Source organism: Streptomyces canus, assembly GCF_041435015.1.
GTDB lineage: Bacteria > Actinomycetota > Actinomycetes > Streptomycetales > Streptomycetaceae > Streptomyces > Streptomyces canus_G.
This window is the reverse complement of the sequence record NZ_CP107989.1, coordinates 8,791,428-8,813,569: the sequence shown is the minus strand read 5'-3', so window position 1 is coordinate 8,813,569 and position 22,142 is coordinate 8,791,428. Positions and strand designations below refer to the sequence as shown.

General features: G+C 71.4%; 19 protein-coding genes and 1 pseudogene. 13 read left to right on the top strand and 7 right to left on the bottom strand.

Annotated elements, in window-relative coordinates:
- Positions 1-283: 283 nt before the first annotated feature.
- Both OG841_RS40230 and OG841_RS40225 read left to right on the top strand, forming a co-directional pair.
- Positions 284-580 (top strand): hypothetical protein, encoded by a 297-nt coding sequence (locus OG841_RS40230; RefSeq protein ID WP_328636887.1) that lies wholly within the window; start codon positions 284-286, stop codon positions 578-580.
- Positions 581-715: 135 nt separating this feature from the next.
- Positions 716-1,693 carry a hypothetical protein gene (locus OG841_RS40225; RefSeq protein ID WP_371569244.1) on the top strand — a complete coding sequence of 326 codons (978 nt, stop codon included), beginning with the start codon at positions 716-718 and terminating at the stop codon, positions 1,691-1,693.
- A gap of 53 nt (positions 1,694-1,746) precedes the next feature.
- Here the strand turns inward: OG841_RS40225 and OG841_RS40220 are convergent, their stop codons facing one another.
- Positions 1,747-1,929: a hypothetical protein gene (locus tag OG841_RS40220; RefSeq protein ID WP_328636889.1), complete on the bottom strand. Its 183-nt coding sequence runs from the start codon at positions 1,927-1,929 to the stop codon at positions 1,747-1,749.
- A gap of 135 nt (positions 1,930-2,064) precedes the next feature.
- Positions 2,065-3,123 (bottom strand): acyl-CoA desaturase, encoded by a 1,059-nt coding sequence (locus OG841_RS40215; RefSeq protein WP_371569241.1) that lies wholly within the window; start codon positions 3,121-3,123, stop codon positions 2,065-2,067.
- A 297-nt stretch (positions 3,124-3,420) separates the two neighbouring features.
- On the opposite strand from OG841_RS40215, the gene OG841_RS40210 reads away from it, so the two are divergent.
- Both OG841_RS40210 and OG841_RS40205 read left to right on the top strand, forming a co-directional pair.
- The gene (locus tag OG841_RS40210) at positions 3,421-6,192 is read left to right on the top strand and encodes a DEAD/DEAH box helicase (protein ID WP_371569238.1); all 2,772 of its coding nucleotides are present in this window, start codon (positions 3,421-3,423) and stop codon (positions 6,190-6,192) included.
- Positions 6,189-7,457: an SWIM zinc finger family protein gene (locus tag OG841_RS40205; RefSeq protein ID WP_328636891.1), complete on the top strand. Its 1,269-nt coding sequence runs from the start codon at positions 6,189-6,191 to the stop codon at positions 7,455-7,457. The genes OG841_RS40210 and OG841_RS40205 overlap by 4 nt, the downstream gene beginning before the upstream one ends.
- On the opposite strand, the gene OG841_RS40200 is transcribed toward OG841_RS40205, so the two are convergent.
- A complete protein-coding gene (locus OG841_RS40200; RefSeq protein ID WP_328636892.1) occupies positions 7,437-8,612 on the bottom strand; it encodes a cytochrome P450 family protein in 1,176 nt (391 codons plus the stop codon). The genes OG841_RS40205 and OG841_RS40200 overlap by 21 nt on opposite strands.
- Positions 8,613-8,664: 52 nt before the next feature.
- Positions 8,665-9,510: a patatin-like phospholipase family protein gene (locus OG841_RS40195; protein ID WP_328636893.1), complete on the bottom strand. Its 846-nt coding sequence runs from the start codon at positions 9,508-9,510 to the stop codon at positions 8,665-8,667.
- 102 nt (positions 9,511-9,612) lie between these two features.
- On the opposite strand from OG841_RS40195, the gene OG841_RS40190 reads away from it, so the two are divergent.
- Both OG841_RS40190 and OG841_RS40185 read left to right on the top strand, forming a co-directional pair.
- On the top strand, positions 9,613-10,293 hold the full coding sequence (locus tag OG841_RS40190; protein WP_328636894.1) for a TetR/AcrR family transcriptional regulator: 681 nt from the start codon (positions 9,613-9,615) through the stop codon (positions 10,291-10,293).
- A 137-nt stretch (positions 10,294-10,430) separates the two neighbouring features.
- Positions 10,431-11,771, top strand: coding sequence for an esterase-like activity of phytase family protein (locus tag OG841_RS40185; RefSeq protein WP_328636895.1), 1,341 nt, complete (start codon positions 10,431-10,433; stop codon positions 11,769-11,771).
- A gap of 1 nt (position 11,772) precedes the next feature.
- Here OG841_RS40185 and OG841_RS40180 read toward each other — a convergent pair whose 3' ends face one another.
- The gene (locus OG841_RS40180; protein ID WP_328636896.1) at positions 11,773-12,228 is read right to left on the bottom strand and encodes a hypothetical protein; all 456 of its coding nucleotides are present in this window, start codon (positions 12,226-12,228) and stop codon (positions 11,773-11,775) included.
- 180 nt (positions 12,229-12,408) lie between these two features.
- Positions 12,409-13,575: a xylose isomerase gene (gene xylA, locus OG841_RS40175; protein ID WP_328636897.1), complete on the bottom strand. Its 1,167-nt coding sequence runs from the start codon at positions 13,573-13,575 to the stop codon at positions 12,409-12,411.
- Between the two features lie 162 nt (positions 13,576-13,737).
- Between xylA and xylB the strand changes: the two genes are divergently transcribed.
- From xylB to adh, 6 genes are all read left to right on the top strand, one after another.
- Complete coding sequence (xylB, locus tag OG841_RS40170; RefSeq protein WP_328636898.1) at positions 13,738-15,183, top strand: xylulokinase; 1,446 nt, start codon at positions 13,738-13,740, stop codon at positions 15,181-15,183.
- Between the two features lie 7 nt (positions 15,184-15,190).
- Positions 15,191-16,399: an ROK family transcriptional regulator gene (locus OG841_RS40165; RefSeq protein WP_328636899.1), complete on the top strand. Its 1,209-nt coding sequence runs from the start codon at positions 15,191-15,193 to the stop codon at positions 16,397-16,399.
- Between the two features lie 263 nt (positions 16,400-16,662).
- The gene (locus OG841_RS40160) at positions 16,663-17,676 is read left to right on the top strand and encodes an acetamidase/formamidase family protein (RefSeq protein ID WP_328636900.1); all 1,014 of its coding nucleotides are present in this window, start codon (positions 16,663-16,665) and stop codon (positions 17,674-17,676) included.
- A 29-nt stretch (positions 17,677-17,705) separates the two neighbouring features.
- Positions 17,706-18,305 carry an N-acetylmuramoyl-L-alanine amidase gene (locus tag OG841_RS40155; protein WP_328636901.1) on the top strand — a complete coding sequence of 200 codons (600 nt, stop codon included), beginning with the start codon at positions 17,706-17,708 and terminating at the stop codon, positions 18,303-18,305.
- Positions 18,306-18,402: 97 nt separating this feature from the next.
- A complete protein-coding gene (locus OG841_RS40150; RefSeq protein WP_328636902.1) occupies positions 18,403-19,683 on the top strand; it encodes a GAF domain-containing protein in 1,281 nt (426 codons plus the stop codon).
- Positions 19,684-19,738: 55 nt separating this feature from the next.
- Positions 19,739-21,262, top strand: coding sequence for an aldehyde dehydrogenase (gene adh, locus OG841_RS40145; protein WP_371569231.1), 1,524 nt, complete (start codon positions 19,739-19,741; stop codon positions 21,260-21,262).
- Between the two features lie 160 nt (positions 21,263-21,422).
- Here the strand turns inward: adh and OG841_RS40140 are convergent, their stop codons facing one another.
- Positions 21,423-21,959, bottom strand: coding sequence for a hypothetical protein (locus OG841_RS40140; RefSeq protein WP_328636904.1), 537 nt, complete (start codon positions 21,957-21,959; stop codon positions 21,423-21,425).
- Positions 21,960-21,970: 11 nt separating this feature from the next.
- On the opposite strand from OG841_RS40140, the pseudogene OG841_RS40135 reads away from it, so the two are divergent.
- A pseudogene (locus OG841_RS40135) lies at positions 21,971-22,138 on the top strand (cellulose binding domain-containing protein); the annotation flags it as partial.
- Positions 22,139-22,142 lie beyond the last annotated feature (4 nt).

Here is a 22,142-nt window from a genome sequence, read left to right as displayed (position 1 = left end):
TCACCTCACCACTCCCCTGGTAGCCATGTCGTGAGAAGACACAAGTATCCGGCTCCGCGAAGCTGGTTGACCGTTTTCCGGCCCTTCCGGGCGTCACGTGTACGACCGCCCCGGGCCGTCGGCTCCGTCGACCATCCGGGTGCTCCGCACCGGGCGTCGGTCGACGAGCGGACTGAGGCTTCGCCGCCCCGTCCCTCTCCTGCGGCCAGGACTCCGACTAACGTTGAGTAGCAGGAAATGAACGTTCGGCAGGAGCACGTCGCTCAGGGGGAAGGTCGTCGGCATGTGGGGCAGGATCCGCAAGTCCAGCACCAGATTCGTCAGTGCGTTGCGCACCGAGGCACCCGCCGGCGGGGAGGCCCGTACACACAATCTGTTCGAGGCCGCCGCCGCGTATGTCTCGGCCTGCGCGGAGGACGATCAGGACCGGATCGACGAGGCCTCGGCCTGGGTATCGCCGGAGGCACTGTCGTTCGGGGTCAACGAGCTCGCGTGCCGGGCCGTCGTCGCCCTCGCGCGGGAGCGCGACGAGTCGCCGCGTACGGTGGCACGTGCGCTCCTCGGACTGCCGACGGCCTGACCGGCCGGCAAGGGATGGTCGATTCGCCCCGTCCAGCCGGAAAACTGCAGCTCCGGGTGTGCTTGGGAGTCGTGACAAGGGCCTTCCGCGCACACTAGGGTGCGCGCCGTTGGACGAACCGATGGGGAGGCTGGGATGGCCGGGACGGACGAGGACGCCGTCGCCGCTGCGGACGACGCGCTCTATGTGCTGACGGCGGTGCTGCTGACGCCGGCGAAGTTCCCGAGCGTGCTGGGCGACGACTATCCGGAGGCCTGCGCGGCGCTCGGTCTGGCACCGCTGGCCGAAGGGTACGGCCTGGTGCTCGGCCAGGACGGCGGCGGCGCGCGATGGACGGTCGTCATCGACGACGTCTCGCTGGTCGCGGTCGCCATCGCGTCCTGGGACTGCGGCATGGAGTACGACCTGTCGCCCGACGAGCGCACGGTCGTGGCCGCACTGCCCGGCTGGCCGCTCGCGGTCGCCGTCGCCGCGCCCGGTGTGCCGGCGCCGCACGACCCCGATCCCGAGACGGCCGAGGGCCCGCCGCTGACGCCGCCGGACACCTCCACCTGGGGATCCGCCCAGCGGCGGCTGGGCGCCGATGAGATCGCGCTCCAGTGGGCGATGTGGCGGGAGCAGATCGACGACGCGGCCTTCCCGAGCCCGAACGGCGGGCCCACCGGGGGTGACAAGGCCGTGGCCGGCAAGGTCTCCGACGACGAGGCCGCGGACCGCGATGCTCCGGAGGACACGGCCACGGACGACGTGGGCTCGGGAGACGCGGGCACAGGAGAAAGGGCTGCGGAAGACGCAGCTGCGGAAGACAAGATCTCCGGCGGGGCCGAGAAGGAGGCTCGCAAGGGCCACAACGGCATCCGGCGCGTTCTCGCGGAGGCTCGCGCCTACGTAGATTCGCCGCCGCCCCTCGGGCGGGTCCGGTCGTCCTTCGCGTCGGGCGACGCGCGGACGCTGCGCGCCGACGGTCCGGGCTGGTCGCTGGTGGCCAGGACCGACGACATCGCATTCGTGCTGCTCGACGACGAGCCCGGGGAGGTCCTGCCGGTGGGCCGGGGCCCGGAACTGCCGGGGCTGCTGGAAGCGCTCGACAAGATGGCCGTACGTCCCAGTTGAGTCGCCGCGCCGCACCGTCCGGGCCTGTCGTGCTCCCGGCCGGTGCGGGTGCGTCAGCGGCCGAGCTCCTTGCGGGTGGCGCGGCGCAGCCGGCGCCGCTGCGAGGGGTCCAGGGTCAGGTACGCGGCGGCCGGGACGCCCAGGATGATCAGGACCGAGGCCCACCAGGGCAGCCAGATCAGCAGGAGCAGTCCGACCGCCACTCCCCCTGCGGCGATCTTCGCGTTCTTCGACATGTGCGTCGCCTCCTTCGCGGCGGTTGCCGCTCTCTGTCCAGAAAAACGGGTCCGCGCCTCCTGCAGTTCCGAATCGCGACCCTGAGACAACCCTGAGACCTCGCCCTGAGACGACCCGGATGCGCGCGCTTCCTCCTAACGGTCCGCCCGCAGTGGCTCGCCCACCTCGTGCATGTGGCTCAGGGCCTGTCGGTAGGAGTCGACGAGTCCGGTCTCCGTATAGGAGATACCCAGATCCCGGCAGTGGGCGCGCACCAGCGGCTGCGCGAGACGCAGATGGGGACGCGGCATGCTGGGAAAGAGGTGGTGCTCGATCTGGTAGTTGAGGCCGCCGAGGAACCAGTCGGTGAGGATGCCGCCGCGGATGTTGCGGGAGGTGAGCACCTGGCGACGCAGGTGGCCCCAGGACTCGCCGTCCGGGTCCGGCATTTCCATGCCCTTGTGGTTGGGGGCGAAGGCCATCCCGAGGTGCAGGCCGAACAGCGCCTGGTGGATCGCCGCGAAGGCCAGCGCCCTGCCGGGGGACATGGTCGTCAGCAGCAGGGCGGCGTAGGCGGCGAGATGGCCCACCAGGAGGAAGCCCTCCACGGCACGCTCTCCCGGCGCCTGTCGGCGCAGGTCCCGGAAGCCCTGGACCTTCAGGGCGACGCCTTCGAGGAGGGTGAGCGGGACGAACAGCCATGCCTGACGGCGGGTGAGCCAGCGCCGGAAGCCGGTGCGCCCCTTGGCCTGTTCGCCGGTGAAGACGAGGACGTCCGCGACGACGTCGGGGTCCTTGTCGATGTGGTTGGGGTTGGCATGGTGGCGATGGTGTTTGTGGTTCCACCAGGAGTAGCTCATCCCGAGCAGCAGATTGCCGTGGACAAGACCGATGGCGCGGCCGACCGCCTTGTCGCCGGTGATCTGCGCGTGGCCCGCGTCATGGCCTATGAAGGCGGTGCGGGCGGAGAACAGGGCGAGGAGCGGGGCCAGCAGCAGGGTGCGCCAGGAGTCGCCGGACAGGGCGACGGCGGTGACGAGTCCGGCGAGGGCGAGTGCGTTGACGGTGATGGCCCGGGCGTACCAGCCGTGGCGGCGGTCCAGGAGACCCTGGCCCTTCACGGCGCGCAGGACGGGTGCGAATTCGCTTCCGGCGGGCGGAGCGTTGGACGTACCGCGCGGGTGGCGTGCGACGGTTGCGGTGCTCTGCGGCATGTCCGGGCTCCGGCTCTCTCAGGAAACGTGCTGACCTGAGGAAACGTACGGACCGGTGACCGGTCGCGACCATGTGGCAACCCCCCGTCTACGCGCGGGGGGCAGCACCGGCCGCACAGGGGGGTTGACAACACCCTGGCTTGAATGTGATACAAGCCACTCCGCGGGGGCCCGGGAGGTGATGTACCCTCGGCCACTCCGTCGGCGTAGTCAAGTTTGAGGAGTTCCGCGATCTCTGTCCAGAGGTTTCCCGCGGCATCACCGTCCGAGATCTCCGAACTGGCTTTGTGTTGTGCCGTGTTCGTGCCCGGCGACCCGGCCCGCACGGGCAGTGTGGCCTTTTGGCGGCCCGACGGCGCTCCTCCTCCCGCTGTCGCGGCAGGGACGGTCGAGGATCTGACGCTCGTGGTGCCCGGCCATGACGGTGTGGATCTGGCGAGCCTGCCCGCGGTGCTGCTGCCGGTCCGCGCCGCTCTGCCGGTCCTCACGCGTGCGCGTGCTTCCGCGCACGGGCACCGGGCGACCCTCTTCTGGGGTGCCGCCGCCGTGCTGGCCCTGCAGTGCGCGGCCCGTGGGCTGCTGCTGCCCGGGCTGTCCCCCGCAGACCGCGACGCCTGGCGCATGGGTCCCCTGGAAGCGGCCGACGTCGAGCGTGTCCGCCGACTCGCCGCGGCGATGCCGCCCGAGGCGCACGCCGTACCCCTGAGCGCCGCCGAACCGCTCCGGCTGCCCGACCCCGAGCGGCTGGTGCGCGCCTTCCTGGACGCGGTCGCCGACACCCTGCCCCGCTCCCCCGCGGCGCCCCTCGTGACGGGCGGACCCGCCTACGCCGCCCAGGAACCGCAGCACCTGCCCGAGCAGCGCGCGTGGGCGGCGGATGTCGCCGCGGGCCACGACGCGGGCGTACGCGTCTCGGTGCGCATCGAGGTGCACGGCCTGGCCACTGGTGAGGCGCCTTCCTTCCGCGCCGTTCTCCAAGTGCACAGCGTGAGCGATCCGACGATCATCGCGGACGCCGCCGACGTGTGGGCCGGTTCCACGGCCTTGGGCCCGCACGCGCAGATGGACTGCCTGCTCGGGCTCCGCAGGGCCGCACGCGCGTGGGCCCCGCTCAACCCGCTGCTCTCGGCCGCCGTCCCGGACGCGGTGGAACTCGCCGACGAGGAGATCACCGATCTGCTCGGAGCGGGCGCGCGAGGTCTCTCCGACCTGGGCGTCGAGGTTCACTGGCCGAAAGAGCTGGCCAGAGAGCTCACCACGCGGGCCATGGTCGGTCCGCCGGACGACAACGACCGGCGCCGGTCGGACACTCCGTCGTTCCTGTCCGCCGATGCGCTGCTCGCGTTCGACTGGTCGTTCGCGCTGGGCGACCAGCCGCTCACGCGCGAGGAGCTGGACCGGCTCGCCGAGGCCAACCGGCCCGTGGTGCGGCTGCGTGACCAGTGGGTGCTGGTCGACCCGCACGAAGTGCGCCGAGCGCATGCCCGCCAGGACCACAAGGTGACACCCGTCGACGCGCTGAGCGCCGCTCTGACGGGCTCGGCCGAGGTCGATGGCCGCAGGGTCGAGGTACAGCCCACCGGGTGGCTGGCGGCGCTGCGGGACCGGCTGGCGGACCCGGAGGGGCAGGAGCCGGTCCCGCAACCCGCCGCGCTCGCCGCCCCCTTGCGGGACTACCAGCGCCGGGGCCTGAACTGGCTGGCCCGTATGACGTTTTCGGGACTCGGCTGCTGTCTCGCCGACGACATGGGACTCGGCAAGACGATCACCCTGATCGCGCTGCATCTGCACCGGCAGACCGACACAGCCACCGCCGGCCCCACTCTCGTGGTGTGCCCGACGTCCCTGATGGGCAACTGGCATCGCGAGATCGAGAAGTTCGCCCCGGGTACGCGCGTGCGCCGCTTCCACGGTCCGCGGCGCGGGCTCGACGGCCTGGCCGACGGGGAGTTCGTGCTCACCACGTACGGCACGATGCGCCTGGACGCGCCCCGGCTCGCCGAGGCCGCGTGGGGGATGGTCGTGGCGGACGAGGCGCAGCACGTGAAGAACCCGTACTCCGCGACCGCCCGGGAACTGCGCTCGATCGGGGCACGCGCACGCGTGGCGCTCACCGGAACCCCGGTGGAGAACAACCTGTCGGAGCTGTGGGCGATCCTCGACTGGACGACTCCCGGTCTGCTGGGCCGCCTCGGCGCCTTCCGCGCCCGGTACGCGCAGGCCATTGAGAGCGGTCAGGACCCGGCCGCCGCCGAACGTCTCGCCCGGCTGGTACGCCCCTTCCTGCTGCGGCGCCGCAAGTCGGACCCCGGAATCGCCCCGGAGCTGCCGCCGAAGACCGAGACCGACCGTGCTGTGTCGCTCACCCCGGAACAGGCCGGCCTGTACGAGGCAGTGGTGCGCGAGACCCTGGCCGAGATCTCAGGGGCGGACACCATGACGCGGCGCGGCCTGATCGTGAAGCTGCTGACCGGACTGAAGCAGATCTGCAACCACCCGGCGCAGTTCCTCAAGGAGGAGCGGCCGAGGATCGCCGGCCGTTCCGGCAAGCTGGAACTGCTGGATGAGCTCCTCGACACCATCGTCGCCGAGGGCGCGGGCGTCCTGGTGTTCACCCAGTACGTGCGCATGGCCCGTCTCATCGAGCAGCACCTCGCGGCGCGTGGCCTGCCGTCGCAGTTCCTGCACGGCGGGACACCGGTGGCCCGGCGTGAAGCCATGGTGCGGCGGTTCCAGGAGGGTGAAGTGCCCGTGTTCCTGCTGTCGTTGAAGGCGGCCGGCACCGGCCTGAACCTCACCCGGGCCGAGCACGTCGTGCACTACGACCGATGGTGGAACCCGGCCGTCGAGGCGCAGGCCACCGACCGCGCGTACCGCATCGGCCAGACGCGTCCCGTGCAGGTGCACCGGCTGATCGCCGAGGGGACCGTCGAGGACCGCATCGCCGACATGTTGCACCGCAAGCGGGAGTTGGCCGACGCGGTACTCGGTTCCGGCGACGCGGCGCTGACGGAGCTGACGGACGCGGAGCTGGCCGACCTGGTCGAACTTCGAGGGGGCGCACGATGACCGGACACGACGGTGACACGGAGCGCACGTTCGCGGCGCTGCCGCCCGCGCACGGGCAGGGTTTCGCCCAGACCTGGTGGGGCCGGGCCTGGCTGCGGGCGCTGGAGGACGCCGCGCTGGACTCGGGGCAGGTGAAGACGGGCCGCAGGATCGCACGCGCGGGCGCTGTGGGCGCTGTGTCGGTACGTCCCGGGCGCATCACGGCGGTCGTCCAGGACGTCGATCGCACCGCGCACCGCGCCGACGTTCTGCTGGCCGAGCTGTCGGCCGAGCAGTGGGACCGACTCCTCGGCATGGCCGTCGAGCGGGCCGGTCACGTCGCGGCCCTGCTGGACCGTGAGATGCCGCCGCATCTGGTCGAGGACGCGGCATCCGAAGGCATCGAACTCCTGCCGGGACTGGGTGATCTGGAACCGGAGTGCGACTGCGGCGCCTGGGACCACTGCGGACACACGGCAGCTCTCTGCTATCAGGTGGCCCGGCTGCTGGACCAGGACCCCTTCGTACTGCTGCTGATGCGCGGTCGCGGCGAACACACCCTGCTCGAGGACCTACAGGACCGCAGCTCCGCGCCAGTGGAGGAAGCTCCCGAACCGGAAGGGGTGGATGCCGCCGAGGCGTATGCGGCCGGCGACATCCTGCCGCCCCTGGCCGAGACCCCGGAACTGCCCGAGAAGCCCGGCTCGCCGCCCTCGCTGGACACCGCGACCCCGGCCGGACCGGGAGTCGACCCGGTTGCCGTCCGCCATCTGGCCGCTCGGACCGCCGTGGAGGCGCATCGGCTGCTCGCGGAGGCTCTCCGGCAATCGTCCGAACAGCCTGCCGTAGTAGCCGGACTGACGGTCGCTCAGGACGCCGTGCGTCTCGCCGTCGACGCGCCCGACCCGGCACTGACGGAACGCCTCGCCAACGGATCGGGGCGTGATCCGCAATCTCTGGCGGACGCCACGCGCGCGTGGCGGCTCGGTGGTGCCGAAGCGCTGTCGGTGCTGGAGGAGCAATGGGCGCCCTCGGGCGACACACTCGCACGCGCGCGTGCCGCTCTGGACTCGGCCTGGGACGAGGACGAAAGGCCGTCGCTCAGGGCAGAGGGCAACCGGTGGACGGCCGTCGACGCACCGGCCCAGGTGCGCCTGGGGCGGGACGGGCGGTGGTGGCCGTACCGGCAGGAGCGGCAACGCTGGGTACTCGCGGGCCCGGCGGCCCTGGATCCGGCGACGGCTCTGTCCTCGGCAGAGCTCTCCTCAGCCGAACCGCAGCGGTAGTTCGGTCAGGCCCCTCAGGAGCGTGCTGGTGCGCCAGGTCAGCGTGCCCGGGTCGGTCGCGAAGGCGAGAGCGGGCCGTTGGCGCAGCAGCAGGCGCAGAGCAACGGCCGCCTCAGCGCGGGCCAGTGGGGCACCCAGGCAGTGGTGCGGGCCGTGGCCGAATGCCAGGTGCGCGCGCGTGGGGCGCCGTAGGTCGAAGCGGTCGGGGTCGGGAAAACGCTGCGGATCGCGGGAGGCTGCGGCGAGCGAGACCTGTACGGAGTCGCCCGCCTGGATCCGGGTGCCGTCGATGTCGAGCGGCTCGGCCGCGTAGCGGAACGCGGTGGCGTGCACGGGTGCGTTGTAGCGCAGGGACTCCTCGACGGCCGGGCCGGTGAGGTCCGGGTCGGCGCGGAGCAGGGCGAGTTGGTCCGGGTGGGCCAGCAGCGCGTGGAGGGTTCCGGAGATCAGGTCGACGGTCGTCTCGTGTCCGGCGACGAGGATCAGGAACGCCATGCCGAGGAGTTCTTCGGAGGTGAGGTCCGAGGCTGCCACGAGGTCGCCCAGCAGGCCTGTCGCGCGCCGATCGCGTCCTCGGGCGAGCAGACCGGCGAGGTACTCGGTCAGTGAGGCCGCGGCGGCGGTCGCCGCTGCGGCCGAGGCGGGCATGACGAGTTCGTCGGCCCAGGAGTGGAACACCGCACGGTCGGCCGCGGGCACCTCCAGGAGGTCACAGATCACGGTGACGGGGAGCGGCAGCGCGTACCTGGCGACCAGGTCCGCCGTTCCCCGCTCCGGCAGCGCGTCCAGGAGTTCGAGGGCCGTGGCTTCGATACTCGGGCGCAACGCGGCGACCCTTCCTGCCGTGAAGTGAGCCGCCACCAGTCGACGCAGCCGGGTGTGCTGCGGGGGGTCGCTCTGGAGCATGTTGCGGCCGACGGCGTGTCCGCCGTCACTGCGCCAGGAGGAGGAATGCCGGATGTCGTTGCGCAGGCGCGGGTCGGTCAGCGCGGCTCGCGCCGCCTCATGGGCGACGACGAGCCAGCTCTCACCGCTTCCGGGCACGAGGACGCGGTGCACGGGGCCCTTGGCCCGCAGAGCGGCGTAGGCGGGGTACGGGTTCGAGGCGAAGTCATGACCGTCCGGGGTCAGCTCCTCCAGCGTGGGCGCGGGCACAGGGGTTCCTTTCGGTAGCGGTCGTCAGGCTTATGGCGTCCCGGCCCGGCCTTCACCGCTCCGCGCGCCAGAGCGGGTGCACCGAGGCAGCGAGAGCCGTCGCCTGGGCGTGGCCGGCAAGGGCGGCCGCGGGGCGGCGCGCATCGGACGTCATGTCGCGGCCCATGGCCTGCCGTGCGGCGCGGTCCGGGGTCACGAGGGTGACGTGGGCGCCTTCGGCGGCGAGGACGGACGCCTGCTGTTCGGCACCGGGATGAGGACCCACGGCGGCGGGGATCGGGGCGATGGCCAGGACGTGGTGATGGCCACGCGCGAGGTGGATGTTGGCCGTGGAGCGGCTGCCCCCGTCCATCCAGCGGCGCCCGGTCAAGGTGATCGGGGGCCAGACCACGGGCACCGCGCAGCTTGCGGCGACGGCATCGAGGAGCGTGACGTCCGAGTCGGCGTCGAAGGCCGTCAGTTCCCCGGAGAGCGCGTCGACGGCCGTGATCCGCAGTGCGCGCTCGGGCCAGTCCCCCACGCTGCGCAGCAGTGGACGCAGGGCGTCGTGGACATCGGACTCGGGACCCGTGCGGGCCTTCACCGCCGCTCGCCCGAGGCGCCGAACGGAACGCTCCGGATCGCGGGAGCCCAGTGCGGCCCACAGAAAGCGAAGCGTCTGAGCAGGCGTCACAGCGAGGCCCACCCTGTCGGCGCCGGCCAGTTGGCGTTCGTACAGCTCGCGCGCGGGCTCGCCCGTGAGAAGACGCGAACCGAAGATCGCACCGGCCGAGGTCCCGATGACGACATCCGCGCGGGCCGGGTCGACACCGGCTTCGCACAGGCCGGCGAGAACTCCCGTCATCCAGGCTCCGCCGACGAGGCCACCCCCGCCGAGGACGAGCGCCCTGCTGCCCATGCCCCACCCCCCTCTCAGGTAAATGGGGAGTGCACCCCACTTACCTGGACGACGATAGCATCACTACCGGGGAACACTCCCCGATAGCGCGAAGGGGCGATCATGGCGGACGACGCGACGGCGCCGGTACGGCGTCGCGATGCGCGACGCAACCGGGAGTTGCTGGTCGAGGCCGCTCATGAGGTGTTCACGGAGCAGGGGCTGGAGGCACCCCTGGACGTCATCGCACGGCGGGCGGGGGTGGGAAACGCCACGCTCTACCGGCATTTTCCGAGCCGTGCCGCCCTGGTCGACGCGGTCTTCCGCGACCCACTGGCGGGCACCATGGCCGTCGGCGAACAGGCCCGGGCCGCCGCTGACCCCTGGGAGGGACTCGTCGGCTACGTGGAAGCGGTGTTCGCCGTCCTGGCCACCGATCGCGGTACGAACGACCTGATGACCACGCACCTCGAGGGCGTCGAGTCGTTGCAAACCGTGCACGCCCACAACCGGGCGACCATGGAACTGCTCCTGCGCCGTGGGCGCGACGAGGGAAGCATCCGGGCGGACGCCACGACGGAGGACGTTCTCTTCGCGCTCGCCGCGCTGGGCCGGGCCGTCCCCTCCCTCGCCACGGCCGTCGGCCCCGAAGCCTGGCGTCGCCCTCTCGCCCTGCTCCTCGACGCTCTGCGCGCCTCGCCGACCGTCGCACCCCTCCCGTCCCCCGCACTCACGGCGGACGAACTCGGCGATGTACTCCAAGGATTGGGACCGCACCGGCCACCACGCAAGACGCCCGGCTGAGCACGCGGCACGCGCGCGCGTGCCGCGATCCCGGGCCGACGCACGGCCGACGCCACACGTTCACCCTTCGGTCGTCCGGCGTTCCGGACAGGGCCCAAATGTGGCCGCTGTCACCGAACTTGGTTCCAGGAGGCCCCATGTCCCCGCACGCCGGCGGCCGACGCCCCGCCAGAGGCACCGCAGCGGCGGGTGTACCCCTCGCCCTGATCGCCGCCCTGATCGCGGCGGGGCCGGCCATGGGTGCCCCGTCGGGCGAGGCACGTGTCGTCCGGTCGGCGACACTCGGCGACATCCCGCTGGGCACGTTCAGCAACACGCTCCTGCCGGGCACGGTGGCCGACGACCGCGGGGTGGACCTCGGCGGCATCGGCAGCGACATCTACCCGACGGGCCGCAAGGGCGAGTTCTGGACCGTCACCGACCGCGGGCCCAACGGTCAGATCAAGGTGGCCGGCACCAAGCGCCGCACGTTCCCGGTCCCCGGCTTCGACCCGGCGATCGTGAAGATCCGCGTCTGCGGCGAGGCCGTGAAGGTGCTGGACGCGATCCCGGTCACCACCTCCTCCGGCAAGCCCGTTACGGGGCTACCCAACCAGCAGGGGCGCGACGAGGCACCGTACGACTACAACGCGCTCACAGCGCTGTCGTACAACCCGAACGGCCTGGACACCGAGGGCATCGTGCGGGCATCGGACGGGACCTTCTGGCTTGTCGACGAGTACGGGCCGAGCCTGGTCCACGTCGCCGCGCGCGGGAAGGTCCTCACGCGCTATGGGCCCAAGGGGCTGAACCTCACCGGCACCGGCTATCCGGTGGTGGAGGCGCTGCCCGCCGTCCTGCTGCACCGGAAGATCAACCGGGGCTTCGAGGGGCTCGCCCAACTGCCCGGCGGCGATCTGGTGCTGGCGGTGCAGAGCCCGTTGTCCCTGCCGGACACGGGCGCCGGAGAGGCCTCCAGGACCATCCGGCTGCTGCGTTTCTCGCCGAAGAAGAAGACGGTCACCGCCGAGTACGCGTACCGCTTCGACCCGGTGAACGTCGTGGACCCGAGCGAGGACGACACCTCCGAGCTCAAGATCTCCTCGGTGGTCGCGGTGGGCCGTGACCGGCTGCTGGTCGAGGAGCGCACCGACAAGGCCGCACGGCTTCAACTGGTGCGCCTGGACCGGTCCTCGAACATCCTCGGCGGCACCTGGGACGACGACACCACGTCTCCGTCGCTGGAGCAGCTCGACGATCCGGCGGCCTCGGGCGTGCCCGTACTCGCCAAGAAGCTGGTCGTCGACCTGGGCACGGTCGCCGGGGTGCCCGGGAAGATCGAGGGCGTCGCACGGGTGGACCACGACACCCTCGCTCTGGTCAACGACAACGACTTCGGGATGACGGACGGAGCGGGCGCGTTCGACGCCGACGGCCGACTGGTCGACAGCGGGGTGGAGACGACGGTGTCGTACGTCCGGCTGCCGCACCGCCTCTGACTCACCCGATCAGGGACGGGAGCAAGGACTCCAGGTCACTCGGGAACTCGCTGGGGATGTCGCTCGGGAACTGCGACGGGAGCTCGCTGGGCAACTCACTGGGGAGCCGGGTGGGCAGGCTGAACGACGGCTTGGGAGAACCGTTCGTACTGGTCGCCGGGGCGGGGTTCTTGTCCGGCGAGTCGTCGTTCCCCGAGGCCATGAAGACCACCACGAGGGCGACGGCCACGGCCGCCGCGATCACGGCGAGCAGGGCGAACAGCGGGCTCCGGCGCCTTCTCGGACCGCCCGGTCCGGGGTCGCCGACCTGACCCATCTGCTGGGTCGACGGCAGGCCCCCGTACGGGTTCGGGCCGTTGCGCCCGAAGTCGTCAGGAGGTGGTCCGAAGCCACCGCCCGGAGGCGGTGCGTCACCCGGCGGTCCGGGCGGCTGGGGCGGTACCGGCGGCATGGCCATACCGTCCAGAGTCGCCTCGAACCGGTCAGGGGGCGCCCCCCGCGCGGAAGTTGATACGCCCCCATGCCGTGGATCGCATGATTCCGGCACATTCCCCGCGAGGATCGCTGCACGTCCGCACGCGCGCGTGCCGTCGGCGGAGGCCACTCACGGCCGACGGCACACGCGCGTGGGGCTCATTCAGCCGCGCGCACCCAGCAGGTGGTCCATGGCGAGCTGGTCGAGCTGCTCGAAGGCCATGCCGCGCGCGGCGGCCGCCTCCACGTCGAAGTCCTCGAAGGCACTGCGATCCGCGAGCAGCGACTTCAGGCCGTCCGCCGCCGTCTGCTGCGCCAGCTCGTCCAGACGCGAGGCACGCAGCGCCTCCTGGACCTGCGGGTCGGCGCGGAAGGCGGCCGCACGCTCCTTGAGGATGAGGTAGTTGCGCATGCAGCCCGCGGCCGACGCCCACACACCGTCGAGGTCCTCGGTGCGCGGCGGCTTGAAGTCGAAGTGCTTGGGACCGGCGTAGCCGGCGCTCTCCAGGAGGTCGACGAGCCAGAAGGCGGCCCGCAGGTCGCCCGCGCCGAAGCGGAGGTCCTGGTCGTACTTGATGCCGGACTGGCCGTTGAGGTCGATGTGGAAGAGCTTGCCCGCCCACAGGGCCTGCGCGATGCCGTGCGGGAAGTTCAGCCCGGCCATCTGCTCGTGGCCGACCTCGGGGTTCACGCCGTACAGCTCGGGGCGCTCCAGTCGCTCGATGAACGCCAGGGCGTGGCCGACGGTGGGCAGCAGGATGTCGCCGCGCGGCTCGTTCGGCTTGGGCTCGATCGCGAACTTCAGGGCGTAGCCCTGCTCGGTGACGTACTCGCCCAGGAGGTCGAAGGCCTCCTTCATGCGGTCGAGGGCGACCCGCACGTCCTTGGCGCCACCGGACTCGGCGCCCTCGCGGCCACCCCAGGCGACGTAGGTCTCCGCGCCGAGCTCGACCGCCAGGTCGATGTTGCGGATCGTCTTGCGCAGCGCGTAACGGCGCACATCGCGGTCGTTCGCGGTGAACGCGCCGTCCTTGAAGACGGGGTGCGTGAAGAGGTTGGTGGTCGCCATCGGCACCTTCATGCCGGTCGCGTCCAGGGCCTCACGGAAGCGCTTGATGTGACCCTCGCGCGCGCTGTCGGACGCTCCGAAGGGGATCAGGTCGTCGTCGTGGAAGGTCACGCCGTGCGCGCCGAGGTCGGCCAGACGCTGCACCGTCTCGACCGGGTCGAGGGCACGGCGGGTGGCGTCGCCGAACGGGTCCCTTCCCTGCCAGCCGACGGTCCACAGGCCGAAGGTGAACCTGTCCTCGGGGGTGGGCTGGTAGTTCATGACGCGGCTCCTTGCTGCTGCGGACTATTTCGTCATGGCGGTTTACAAATTAGTATGCACACACGTCTCCGGGAAGACACAAGGTGTCTCCGGGTGGAGACATGAGCCGCATCAAGGTCAAGAGCCGCATGACGGTCAAGAGCCGCAAAAAGGGAGAGCCCGATGTCAGCAGCCGAGGGTCCGCTCGTCGTCGGCGTGGACACGTCCACCCAGTCCACCAAGGCGCTGGTGGTCGACGCGGCCACCGGCCGGGTCGTCGCGCGAGGCCAGGCGCCGCACACCGTGTCCTCCGGAGCCGGCCGTGAGAGCGACCCCCGCCAGTGGTGGGACGCGCTGTCCGAGGCACTGCGCCAGTGCGGGGACGCGGCCCGCGAAGCCGCCGCGGTGTCGATCGGCGGACAGCAGCACGGCCTTGTCACGCTCGACGCGCGGGGCGAGCCGGTGCGGCCGGCCCTCCTGTGGAACGACGTGCGCTCAGCGCCCCAGGCTCGGCGTCTGATCGAGGAACTGGGCGGCCCGAAGGCCTGGGCCGAGCGGACCGGCAGCGTGCCGGGCGCCTCCTTCACGGTCACGAAGTGGGCCTGGCTCGCCGAGCACGAGCCGGAGGCCCTGCGCGCCACGAAAGCCGTGCGTCTTCCGCACGACTACCTCACCGAGCGCCTCACCGGCGAGGGCACGACGGACCGGGGCGACGCCTCCGGCACCGGCTGGTGGGCGTCGGCGACGGAGTCGTACGACGACGAGATCCTCGCGCGCGTGGGACTCGACCCCGCTCTGCTCCCCCGCGTGGTCCGGCCCGGCGAGGTGGCCGGCACCGTGCGCGACGGCCATGACCTGCCGTTCTCCAAGGGCACCCTGGTCGCCCCCGGCACCGGCGACAACGCGGCGGCCGCGCTCGGCCTCGGGCTGCGCCCCGGCACGCCGGTGATGAGCCTGGGCACCTCGGGCACGGTGTACGCCGTCTCGAAGCACCGCCCCACCGACCCGACCGGCACCGTGGCGGGCTTCGCCGACGCCCACGGAGACTGGCTCCCGCTGGCCTGCACCCTGAACTGCACGCTCGCCGTGGACCGCATCGCGGCGCTGCTGGGCCTGGACCGCGAGGCCGTCGAGCCGGTCTCGGGGGTCACCCTGCTGCCCTACCTGGACGGCGAGCGGACCCCGAACCTGCCGAACGCCTCCGGGGTACTGCACGGCCTTCGCCACGACACCACCGGCGGCCAGCTCCTCCAGGCGGCCTACGACGGCGCCGTACAGGCACTGCTCGGAGCGCTGGACCTGGTGCTCGACCAGGACGCGGATCGTTCGACGCCCCTGCTGCTCATCGGCGGCGGCGCGCAGGGCGCCGCCTGGCAGCAGACCGTACGGCGGCTCTCGGGGCGTCCCGTCCAGGTGCCCGAGGCCCAGGAGCTGGTCGCGCTCGGCGCCGCCGCGCAGGCCGCAGGACTGCTCACCGGCGAGGACCCGGGCGCGGTCGCCCGGCGCTGGAACACCGCCGCCGGGCCGGTACTGGAGGCCGTGGAGCGGGACGACGAGACGCTGGCCAGGATCGCCGGGGTACTCTCCGACGCGGCGCCGCTGCTGGAGCGGGGGACCTCTGAGGGGTGAGGGAGGCATGACGGCACCGCTGCACGACGCCCACCCGGCGGGTCCGGGGCGTGGCCTGCCCGACACCCAGCAGGGCATGCGCCGCCGCAACCTGGCCAGAGTCATGCACACCGTGAGTGCCGAGGGACCGCTGTCGCGTGCCGCGGTCGCCTCGCGCATCGGGCTGACCCGGGCCGCGGTGTCGACCCTCGTCGACGAGCTCATACGCTCGGGGCTGCTCGAGGAGCTGGGCCCCGAGCGTCCCGGCCGGGTCGGCAGGCCGGGCTCCGCGCTCGCCGTCAGCGGGCGGGGGCCGGCCGGGATAGGCGCCGAGGTCGGTGTGGACCACCTCGCGGTCTGCGCGGTCGATCTGCGCGGGCAGGTGCGCTCGCGGGTGGTGCGGTACGCCGCGAACCGGGGCCGCTCCCCCGAGCCGGTGATCGCGGAACTCACCTCCCTGGTACACCAGGTGGTGGCCGAGGCGGAGGCCGAGGGCCTGTGGCCCGCGGGCCTCGCGGTGGCGGTGCCCGGTCTGGTGGCGCGGGACGCCCGGACCGTCGTCCGGGCCCCGAACCTCGACTGGCACGACACGGACCTGGGCACCCTGCTGCCCGAGGACTTCCCGCTGACCGTGGGCAACGAGGCCAACTTCGGCGCGCTGGCCGAACTCTGGCTCGGCGACGCCACCCCCCACGACTTCCTGCACGTCTCGGCGGAGATCGGCATCGGCGCGGCGCTCGTCGTCGACGGGCAACTACTGCGCGGCACCCGCGGTTTCGCGGGCGAGCTGGGCCATGTGCCGGTCCGCCCAGACGGCCCCCGGTGCCCGTGCGGCGGGCGCGGCTGCCTGGAGCAGTACGCCGGCGAGGAGGCGGTGTTGCGGGCGGCCGGCCTGGAGCCGGGCGAGGACCGCGTCGGACTGCTCGCGGACCGCGCCGCGGAGGGCGACGAGGACGTACGGGGTGCCCTGCGCGAGGCCGGCGAGGCGCTCGGCATCGCGCTGACCGGGGCGGTCAATCTGCTCGACCCCGAAGCCGTGGTGCTGGGCGGTGCGCTGGCCGGGCTCGCGCCCTGGCTGCTGCCCTCCCTGCGGGACGAGCTGTCCCGGCGCACGGCGGGTCCGGCCTGCCCGGTGTCCGTGTCCCACCTGGGTTCTCAGGGTCCGCTCCTGGGGGCCGCCCACTCGGTGGTGCGGGCCGTGCTGGACGACCCGGCGGTTGTGGGCGAACGGGCCTGAGCCGCGGCGACCTCACCCCATCGGGTGAGGGAGTTGTCCACAACCCCAAGGTTGTCCACCGAAACACCAAGCGCTCTCCTGCCCAACCGGCAGGCACCGTACCGTGATTCACGCGAGGTCCCCGGTGGCCTCGAACGGCGGGAATCGGGGGGTGACGTGGGGATCGTGATGCTGATCGCGTCGATACGGCGCCCCCCGGAACACGTGGCCGACACCGCCGGTGTCCACCTCGCCGAGCCCTCACCGAACGGAGCTGCACAGCGATGAGCGACCCCCGGATCCTGACCGTACGGCCCGAACCCGACGAGTACGCCTGGACGTTCGGCGGCGCACCGCCCGTGGCCCACATCGCGCCCGGCACGGTCCTCGACCTCTACACGGAGGACTGCTTCGCGGGGCGGGTGCGGTCCGAGAAGGACCTGGTGTCAGAGGTGTGCGAGTTCCCCTTCCTGAATCCGCAGACCGGCCCCTTCCACATCGAGGGAGCGGAGCCGGGTGACACGGTCGCCGTGCACTTCGTGTCGATCGAACCGGCCCGGGACTGGGCCGCGTCCACCACGGTCCCCCTGTTCGGCGCGCTCACCTCGACGCACACGACCGCCACGCTGCAGCCCCCGCTTCCCGAGACCGTGTGGATCTGGCAGCTGGACCGGACCCGGCGCACGGCACTGTTCCGGGCGCGCGACAGTGACATAGAGATCGAGCTGCCCATGGACCCGATGCACGGCACCGTGGGGGTGGCACCGGCCAATCTGGAGGTGCGTTCGGCACTGGTGCCCGACGCGCACGGCGGGAACATGGACACACCGGAGATGCGAGCGGGTGTCACCTGTTACCTCGGGGTCAATGTGGAGGGCGCCCTGCTCAGCCTCGGCGACGGTCATGCCCGCCAGGGCGAGGGAGAGACCTGCGGGGTCGCCGTCGAGTGCGCGATGAACACCGTGGTGATCGTCGAGCTGCTCAAGGGGCTCGCCACGCCCTGGCCACGCATCGAGTCGGACACCCACATCATCTCGACCGGTTCGGCACGCCCGCTGGAGGACGCGTTCCGGATATCCCAGCTCGACCTCGTGCAGTGGCTGGTGCGCGACTACGGGTTCAGCGAACTGGACGCGTACCAGTTCGCCACCCAAGCGGTGGAGTCGCCGTTGGCCAACGTGTGCGACACCAACTACACCTGCGTGGCGAAGATCCGCAAGGAATGGCTGCCGGCGCGCGAGACTCACCGCGGAGTACATGACCGGCTTCGTGAGACCGCGGTGGCCCTGCTTGGCTGAACACCGCTGAGAAGAAAGGGACTTGATTCATGGAACGCGCCAGACCGCTGCTCGGCAGACGGCGGTTGCTGAAGGGGGCCGTCCTGGCCGCCGTACCGTACGCGCTGCTTCCCGAAGCCCAGGCCGGGGCGGCCCCGCAACCCGTCGACCACCCGCTCGCGGAGTGGCAGCCGGCCAACCCGTCCAACTTCACGGCGGCGGAGCGCCCCTGGTCCCACCGGGTGGACCGGGTGATCATCCACGTCACGCAGACCGACTACACCGGCACCCTGGCTATCTTCCAGAACCCGGCGAAGAAGGTGTCCGCGCACTATGTCGTGCGATCGGCCGACGGGCACATCGCGCAGTGCGTGCGGGAGGCGGACATCGCCTGGCATGCCGGGAACTGGGACTACAACACCAGCAGCATCGGCATCGAGCACGAGGGATGGGTGGACAAGCCCGCCTACTTCACCGAGGCCCTCTACCAGGAGTCCGCGAAGCTCACGGCGGGGATCTGCGGGAGATACGGCATCCCCAGGGACCGCGCGCACATCATCGGGCACTACGAGGTGCCGGGCACCGACCACAGCGACCCGGGGGCGTACTGGGACTGGCAGCGCTACTTGCGCATGGTCGAAGCCGTGTGAGCCGCGCATCGTTCGAGTGAGGCCGGTCGAGGAGGTTGTTTGCGCGCGCACCCGGAGTGACGATGGTCGCAGCCGCGTCGCGCTCCGGGAGGCCGAGTTGACCGATCCATGGGTGGCCCTGGAACCGGGGGCCGACCCTGCCGAACATGTCCGGCTGCTGCGGCGCGCACACGAGACGTTCACCGAGGCGGGCACGGTGCAGCGGCCGGTGCGCCCGGTGGTGGCCGACTCGTGGCAGCGTTCCGCGCGGGCCGGTGTCGGGCCCGACGGGACCGCGAGCGTCGAACTGAGCGACGGGGACCTCGGCTCGTATCGGGCCGAGCACCCGCTGGCACGGGTCATGCCGCTGTTCCGTGAGCTGATGGGGACCTTCGCCTCCGACGGGGAGCATCTGCTCGCGGTGTGCGACGAGCACGGAAGGCTGCTCTGGGTCGAGGGTCATACGAGGACCCGGCGACAGGCGGAGTGGATGAACTTCGTGCCGGGCGCGCGGTGGGCGGAGACCGCTGTCGGGACGAACGCGCCGGGTACCGCGGTCGCAGTGGACCGGCCGGTGCAGGTGTTCGCGGCGGAGCACTTCATCCGCCGGGTGCAGCCGTGGACCTGCGCGGCGGCGCCGGTGCACGATCCACGGACCGGGCGGGTCCTGGGGGCCGTGGACATCACCGGCGGGGACGGGCTCGCGCATCCGCACAGCCTGGGCTTCGTCCAGGCGGTCGCGCGGGCCGCCGAGTCGCAGCTGGCGCTGCTCCTCCCGCAGCAGCCCGCCACCGACACGTCTGAACTGAGTGCACTGGGCCGGGACGAGGCACTGCTGGTCGGCGCCGGCCGGAGGGTCAGGCTCAGCCGCCGGCACAGCGAGATCCTGGTGCTGCTGTCCCGGCACCCGGAGGGTCTGACCGGGGACGAGCTGCTGTGCGCGCTCTACGAGGACGAGTCGGTGACACCGGTGACGCTGCGGGCCGAACTGGCCCGGCTGCGCAGGGTGCTGGGGCCGGGGCTGCTGTCGTCGCGGCCGTACCGGCTGACCGTGCGGGTCGAGTCGGACGTGGCCGTCGTGGAGAGGCGGCTGGAGAGCGGGGCGGTCAGCGCGGCGGCGCGCGGATACACCGGTCCACTGCTGCCGGCCTCACAGGCACCGGCGGTGGTCAGGCTCAGGCGCCGGATCGCCGACGGGCTGCGGACGGCGCTGGTCACCGGACGCGACCCGGACCTGCTGTCGGAATGGGCACACGCGCCGTGGGGCGAGGACGACGTCGACGTGTGGCGGGCCCTCGCCGCCGTGCGGCCCACGGCGAGCGTCCGGGCCCGGCTGGCCGCGCTGGAGTCCGAGCTGGCCGCGCCGACGGCAACGTGGTTGCAACGTCCCCGCTCCTAGCCTCACGCCAGAGCTGCCCAACGGCGGGCAGCGCTGCTGAAGGAGGCTGGCCAGCATGACCCGTTACGCGGCACCCGGCACCGAGGGCGCGATCGTCTCCTACCAGGCGCGCTACGACCACTTCATCGGTGGCGAGTACGTGCCGCCGGTGCGCGGGCAGTACTTCGAGAACCCGTCCCCGGTGAACGGGCAGCCGTTCACCGAGGTCGCGCGGGGCACCGCGGAGGACGTGGAGCGGGCGCTGGACGCCGCGCACGCCGCCGCTCCGGGATGGGGCCGTACCTCGGTGACCGAGCGGTCCGACATCCTGCTGAAGATCGCCGACCGCATGGAGGCGAACCTCGAAAAGCTGGCGGTCGCCGAGAGCTGGGAGAACGGCAAGCCGGTGCGGGAGACGCTGGCGGCCGACATCCCCCTCGCGATCGACCACTTCCGGTACTTCGCGGGGGCGATCCGCGCGCAGGAGGGTTCGCTGGGCGAGATCGACGACGACACGGTGGCCTACCACTTCCATGAGCCGCTCGGTGTCGTCGCGCAGATCATCCCGTGGAACTTCCCGATCCTGATGGCGGTGTGGAAGCTGGCCCCGGCTCTCGCGGCGGGCAACGCGGTCGTCATCAAGCCCGCCGAGCAGACCCCGGCCTCCCTTCACTACTGGATGAGCCTGATCGCGGACCTGCTGCCGCCGGGCGTGGTGAACATCGTCAACGGCTTCGGTGTGGAGGCGGGCAAGCCGCTCGCGTCCAGTCCGCGGGTGGCCAAGGTGGCGTTCACCGGCGAGACCACCACGGGGCGGCTGATCATGCAGTACGCCTCGGAGAACATCAAGCCGGTGACCCTCGAACTCGGTGGCAAGTCACCGAACATCTTCTTCGACGACGTCTGGGCCCGGGACGACGACTTCCGTGACAAGGCGCTCGAAGGGTTCACGATGTTCGCCCTCAACCAGGGCGAGGTCTGCACCTGCCCCTCCCGGGCACTGATCCAGCGCGGCAACTACGCCGAGTTCCTCGAGGCCGCCGTCGCCCGCACCGAGCTCATCAAGCCGGGCCATCCCCTCGACACCGGCACGATGATCGGCGCCCAGGCCTCCAACGACCAGCTGGAGAAGATCCTCTCCTACCTGGACGTCGGCCGGCAGGAGGGTGCGAAAGTCCTCACCGGCGGCGAACGCATCGAGTACGACGGCGAGTTGAAGGGCGGCTACTACGTCCAGCCGACGATCTTCGAGGGCGACAACCGTATGCGGATCTTCCAGGAGGAGATCTTCGGCCCCGTCGTCTCGGTGACCTCCTTCGACGACTTCGACGACGCCCTGAAGATCGCCAACGACACGCTGTACGGGCTCGGGGCGGGCGTGTGGACCCGGGACATGAACACGGCGTACCGGGCAGGTCGGGCGATCCAGGCGGGCCGCGTCTGGACCAACTGCTACCACGCGTACCCGGCGCACGCCGCGTTCGGCGGGTACAAGCAGTCGGGGATCGGGCGGGAGACGCACAAGATGATGCTGGAGCACTATCAGCAGACGAAGAATCTTCTGGTGTCGTACTCGCCGAAGAAACTGGGCTTCTTCTAGACGCCAAAAAAGGGCGCCTGACCAGGCATTTCACCTGACAGGCGCCCTTCCCGGCCTGCGTCTAAGCCACGGGGTGAAGTGCAGAGTAACTCCTGATATGTCCCACTGCTATCCCACCTCTGACCAGCCGCTCCGGGGCATTTCCGGGCCATGGCTCGGTTCATGCGTCCTCTGCACTGCCGTCCTGCCCCACCCACCTTCGCATCGACTCCTCGATCAGGCTGTTGGCATGGTTCCGTGCCTCGGCCAGAAACTTGGCGTAGTAGCGGAAGAGAACCTGGATGCTTTGTCCGGCGCGGCGCGCACACTCTGCCGGGTCGACACCGGAGGCAAGCCAGAATGAGATTCCTGCGTGGCGCAGGTCGTAGGGGCGTTTCGCAAGCTCAAGGGCGTGTTCATCGAGAGTCGGTGCGGCCTCACGCGCACGTCCCCATGTGATGCCGTACGCGGAAGGATCGACGTAGTTTCCCGCTGCATTGCGGAACAGACGTCCATCGGGCGCGACACCGAAACTCTCTATGTGCTCGCGCAGCATGCGCACCAGCACAGGCGGGACGGGCACGAGCCTCGTCGCCTTGGCCGCCCGTCGCTTCAGTGAGTGGACCTCGTGAACGGCACCGTCATTCGTCCACTCCTTCCCCGCCGTGACCACCCCGCCCTTCAGGTTGAGGAGCAGGGCGGTTTCAAAGTCCTGCACCCCATGAATTTATGCAGGTCACGGCCGTGCGACGGTGTATCGGCACCTTCCGCGGCAGCCACAGCAGATCTGTCAACCCCTGGTCAAACCAGGGGATTGACAGCTACCGGGTCACCTACCGCTGGAACGGCGGCTTCAACGCCGACGTGACGATCACCAACACGGGGAGCGCGCCGATCTCCG

Bases quoted from the DNA above. Each gene is read 5' to 3' on its own strand.
- OG841_RS40230 (WP_328636887.1), top strand. From the start codon at position 284: ATGTGGGGCAGGATCCGCAAGTCCAGCACCAGATTCGTCAGTGCGTTG.
- OG841_RS40225 (WP_371569244.1), top strand. From the start codon at position 716: ATGGCCGGGACGGACGAGGACGCCGTCGCCGCTGCGGACGACGCGCTC.
- OG841_RS40220 (WP_328636889.1), bottom strand. From the start codon at position 1,929: ATGTCGAAGAACGCGAAGATCGCCGCAGGGGGAGTGGCGGTCGGACTG.
- OG841_RS40215 (WP_371569241.1), bottom strand. From the start codon at position 3,123: ATGCCGCAGAGCACCGCAACCGTCGCACGCCACCCGCGCGGTACGTCC.
- OG841_RS40205 (WP_328636891.1), top strand. From the start codon at position 6,189: ATGACCGGACACGACGGTGACACGGAGCGCACGTTCGCGGCGCTGCCG.
- OG841_RS40195 (WP_328636893.1), bottom strand. From the start codon at position 9,510: ATGGGCAGCAGGGCGCTCGTCCTCGGCGGGGGTGGCCTCGTCGGCGGA.
- OG841_RS40190 (WP_328636894.1), top strand. From the start codon at position 9,613: ATGGCGGACGACGCGACGGCGCCGGTACGGCGTCGCGATGCGCGACGC.
- OG841_RS40185 (WP_328636895.1), top strand. From the start codon at position 10,431: ATGTCCCCGCACGCCGGCGGCCGACGCCCCGCCAGAGGCACCGCAGCG.
- OG841_RS40180 (WP_328636896.1), bottom strand. From the start codon at position 12,228: ATGGCCATGCCGCCGGTACCGCCCCAGCCGCCCGGACCGCCGGGTGAC.
- xylA (WP_328636897.1), bottom strand. From the start codon at position 13,575: ATGAACTACCAGCCCACCCCCGAGGACAGGTTCACCTTCGGCCTGTGG.
- xylB (WP_328636898.1), top strand. From the start codon at position 13,738: ATGTCAGCAGCCGAGGGTCCGCTCGTCGTCGGCGTGGACACGTCCACC.
- OG841_RS40165 (WP_328636899.1), top strand. From the start codon at position 15,191: ATGACGGCACCGCTGCACGACGCCCACCCGGCGGGTCCGGGGCGTGGC.
- OG841_RS40160 (WP_328636900.1), top strand. From the start codon at position 16,663: ATGAGCGACCCCCGGATCCTGACCGTACGGCCCGAACCCGACGAGTAC.
- OG841_RS40155 (WP_328636901.1), top strand. From the start codon at position 17,706: ATGGAACGCGCCAGACCGCTGCTCGGCAGACGGCGGTTGCTGAAGGGG.
- adh (WP_371569231.1), top strand. From the start codon at position 19,739: ATGACCCGTTACGCGGCACCCGGCACCGAGGGCGCGATCGTCTCCTAC.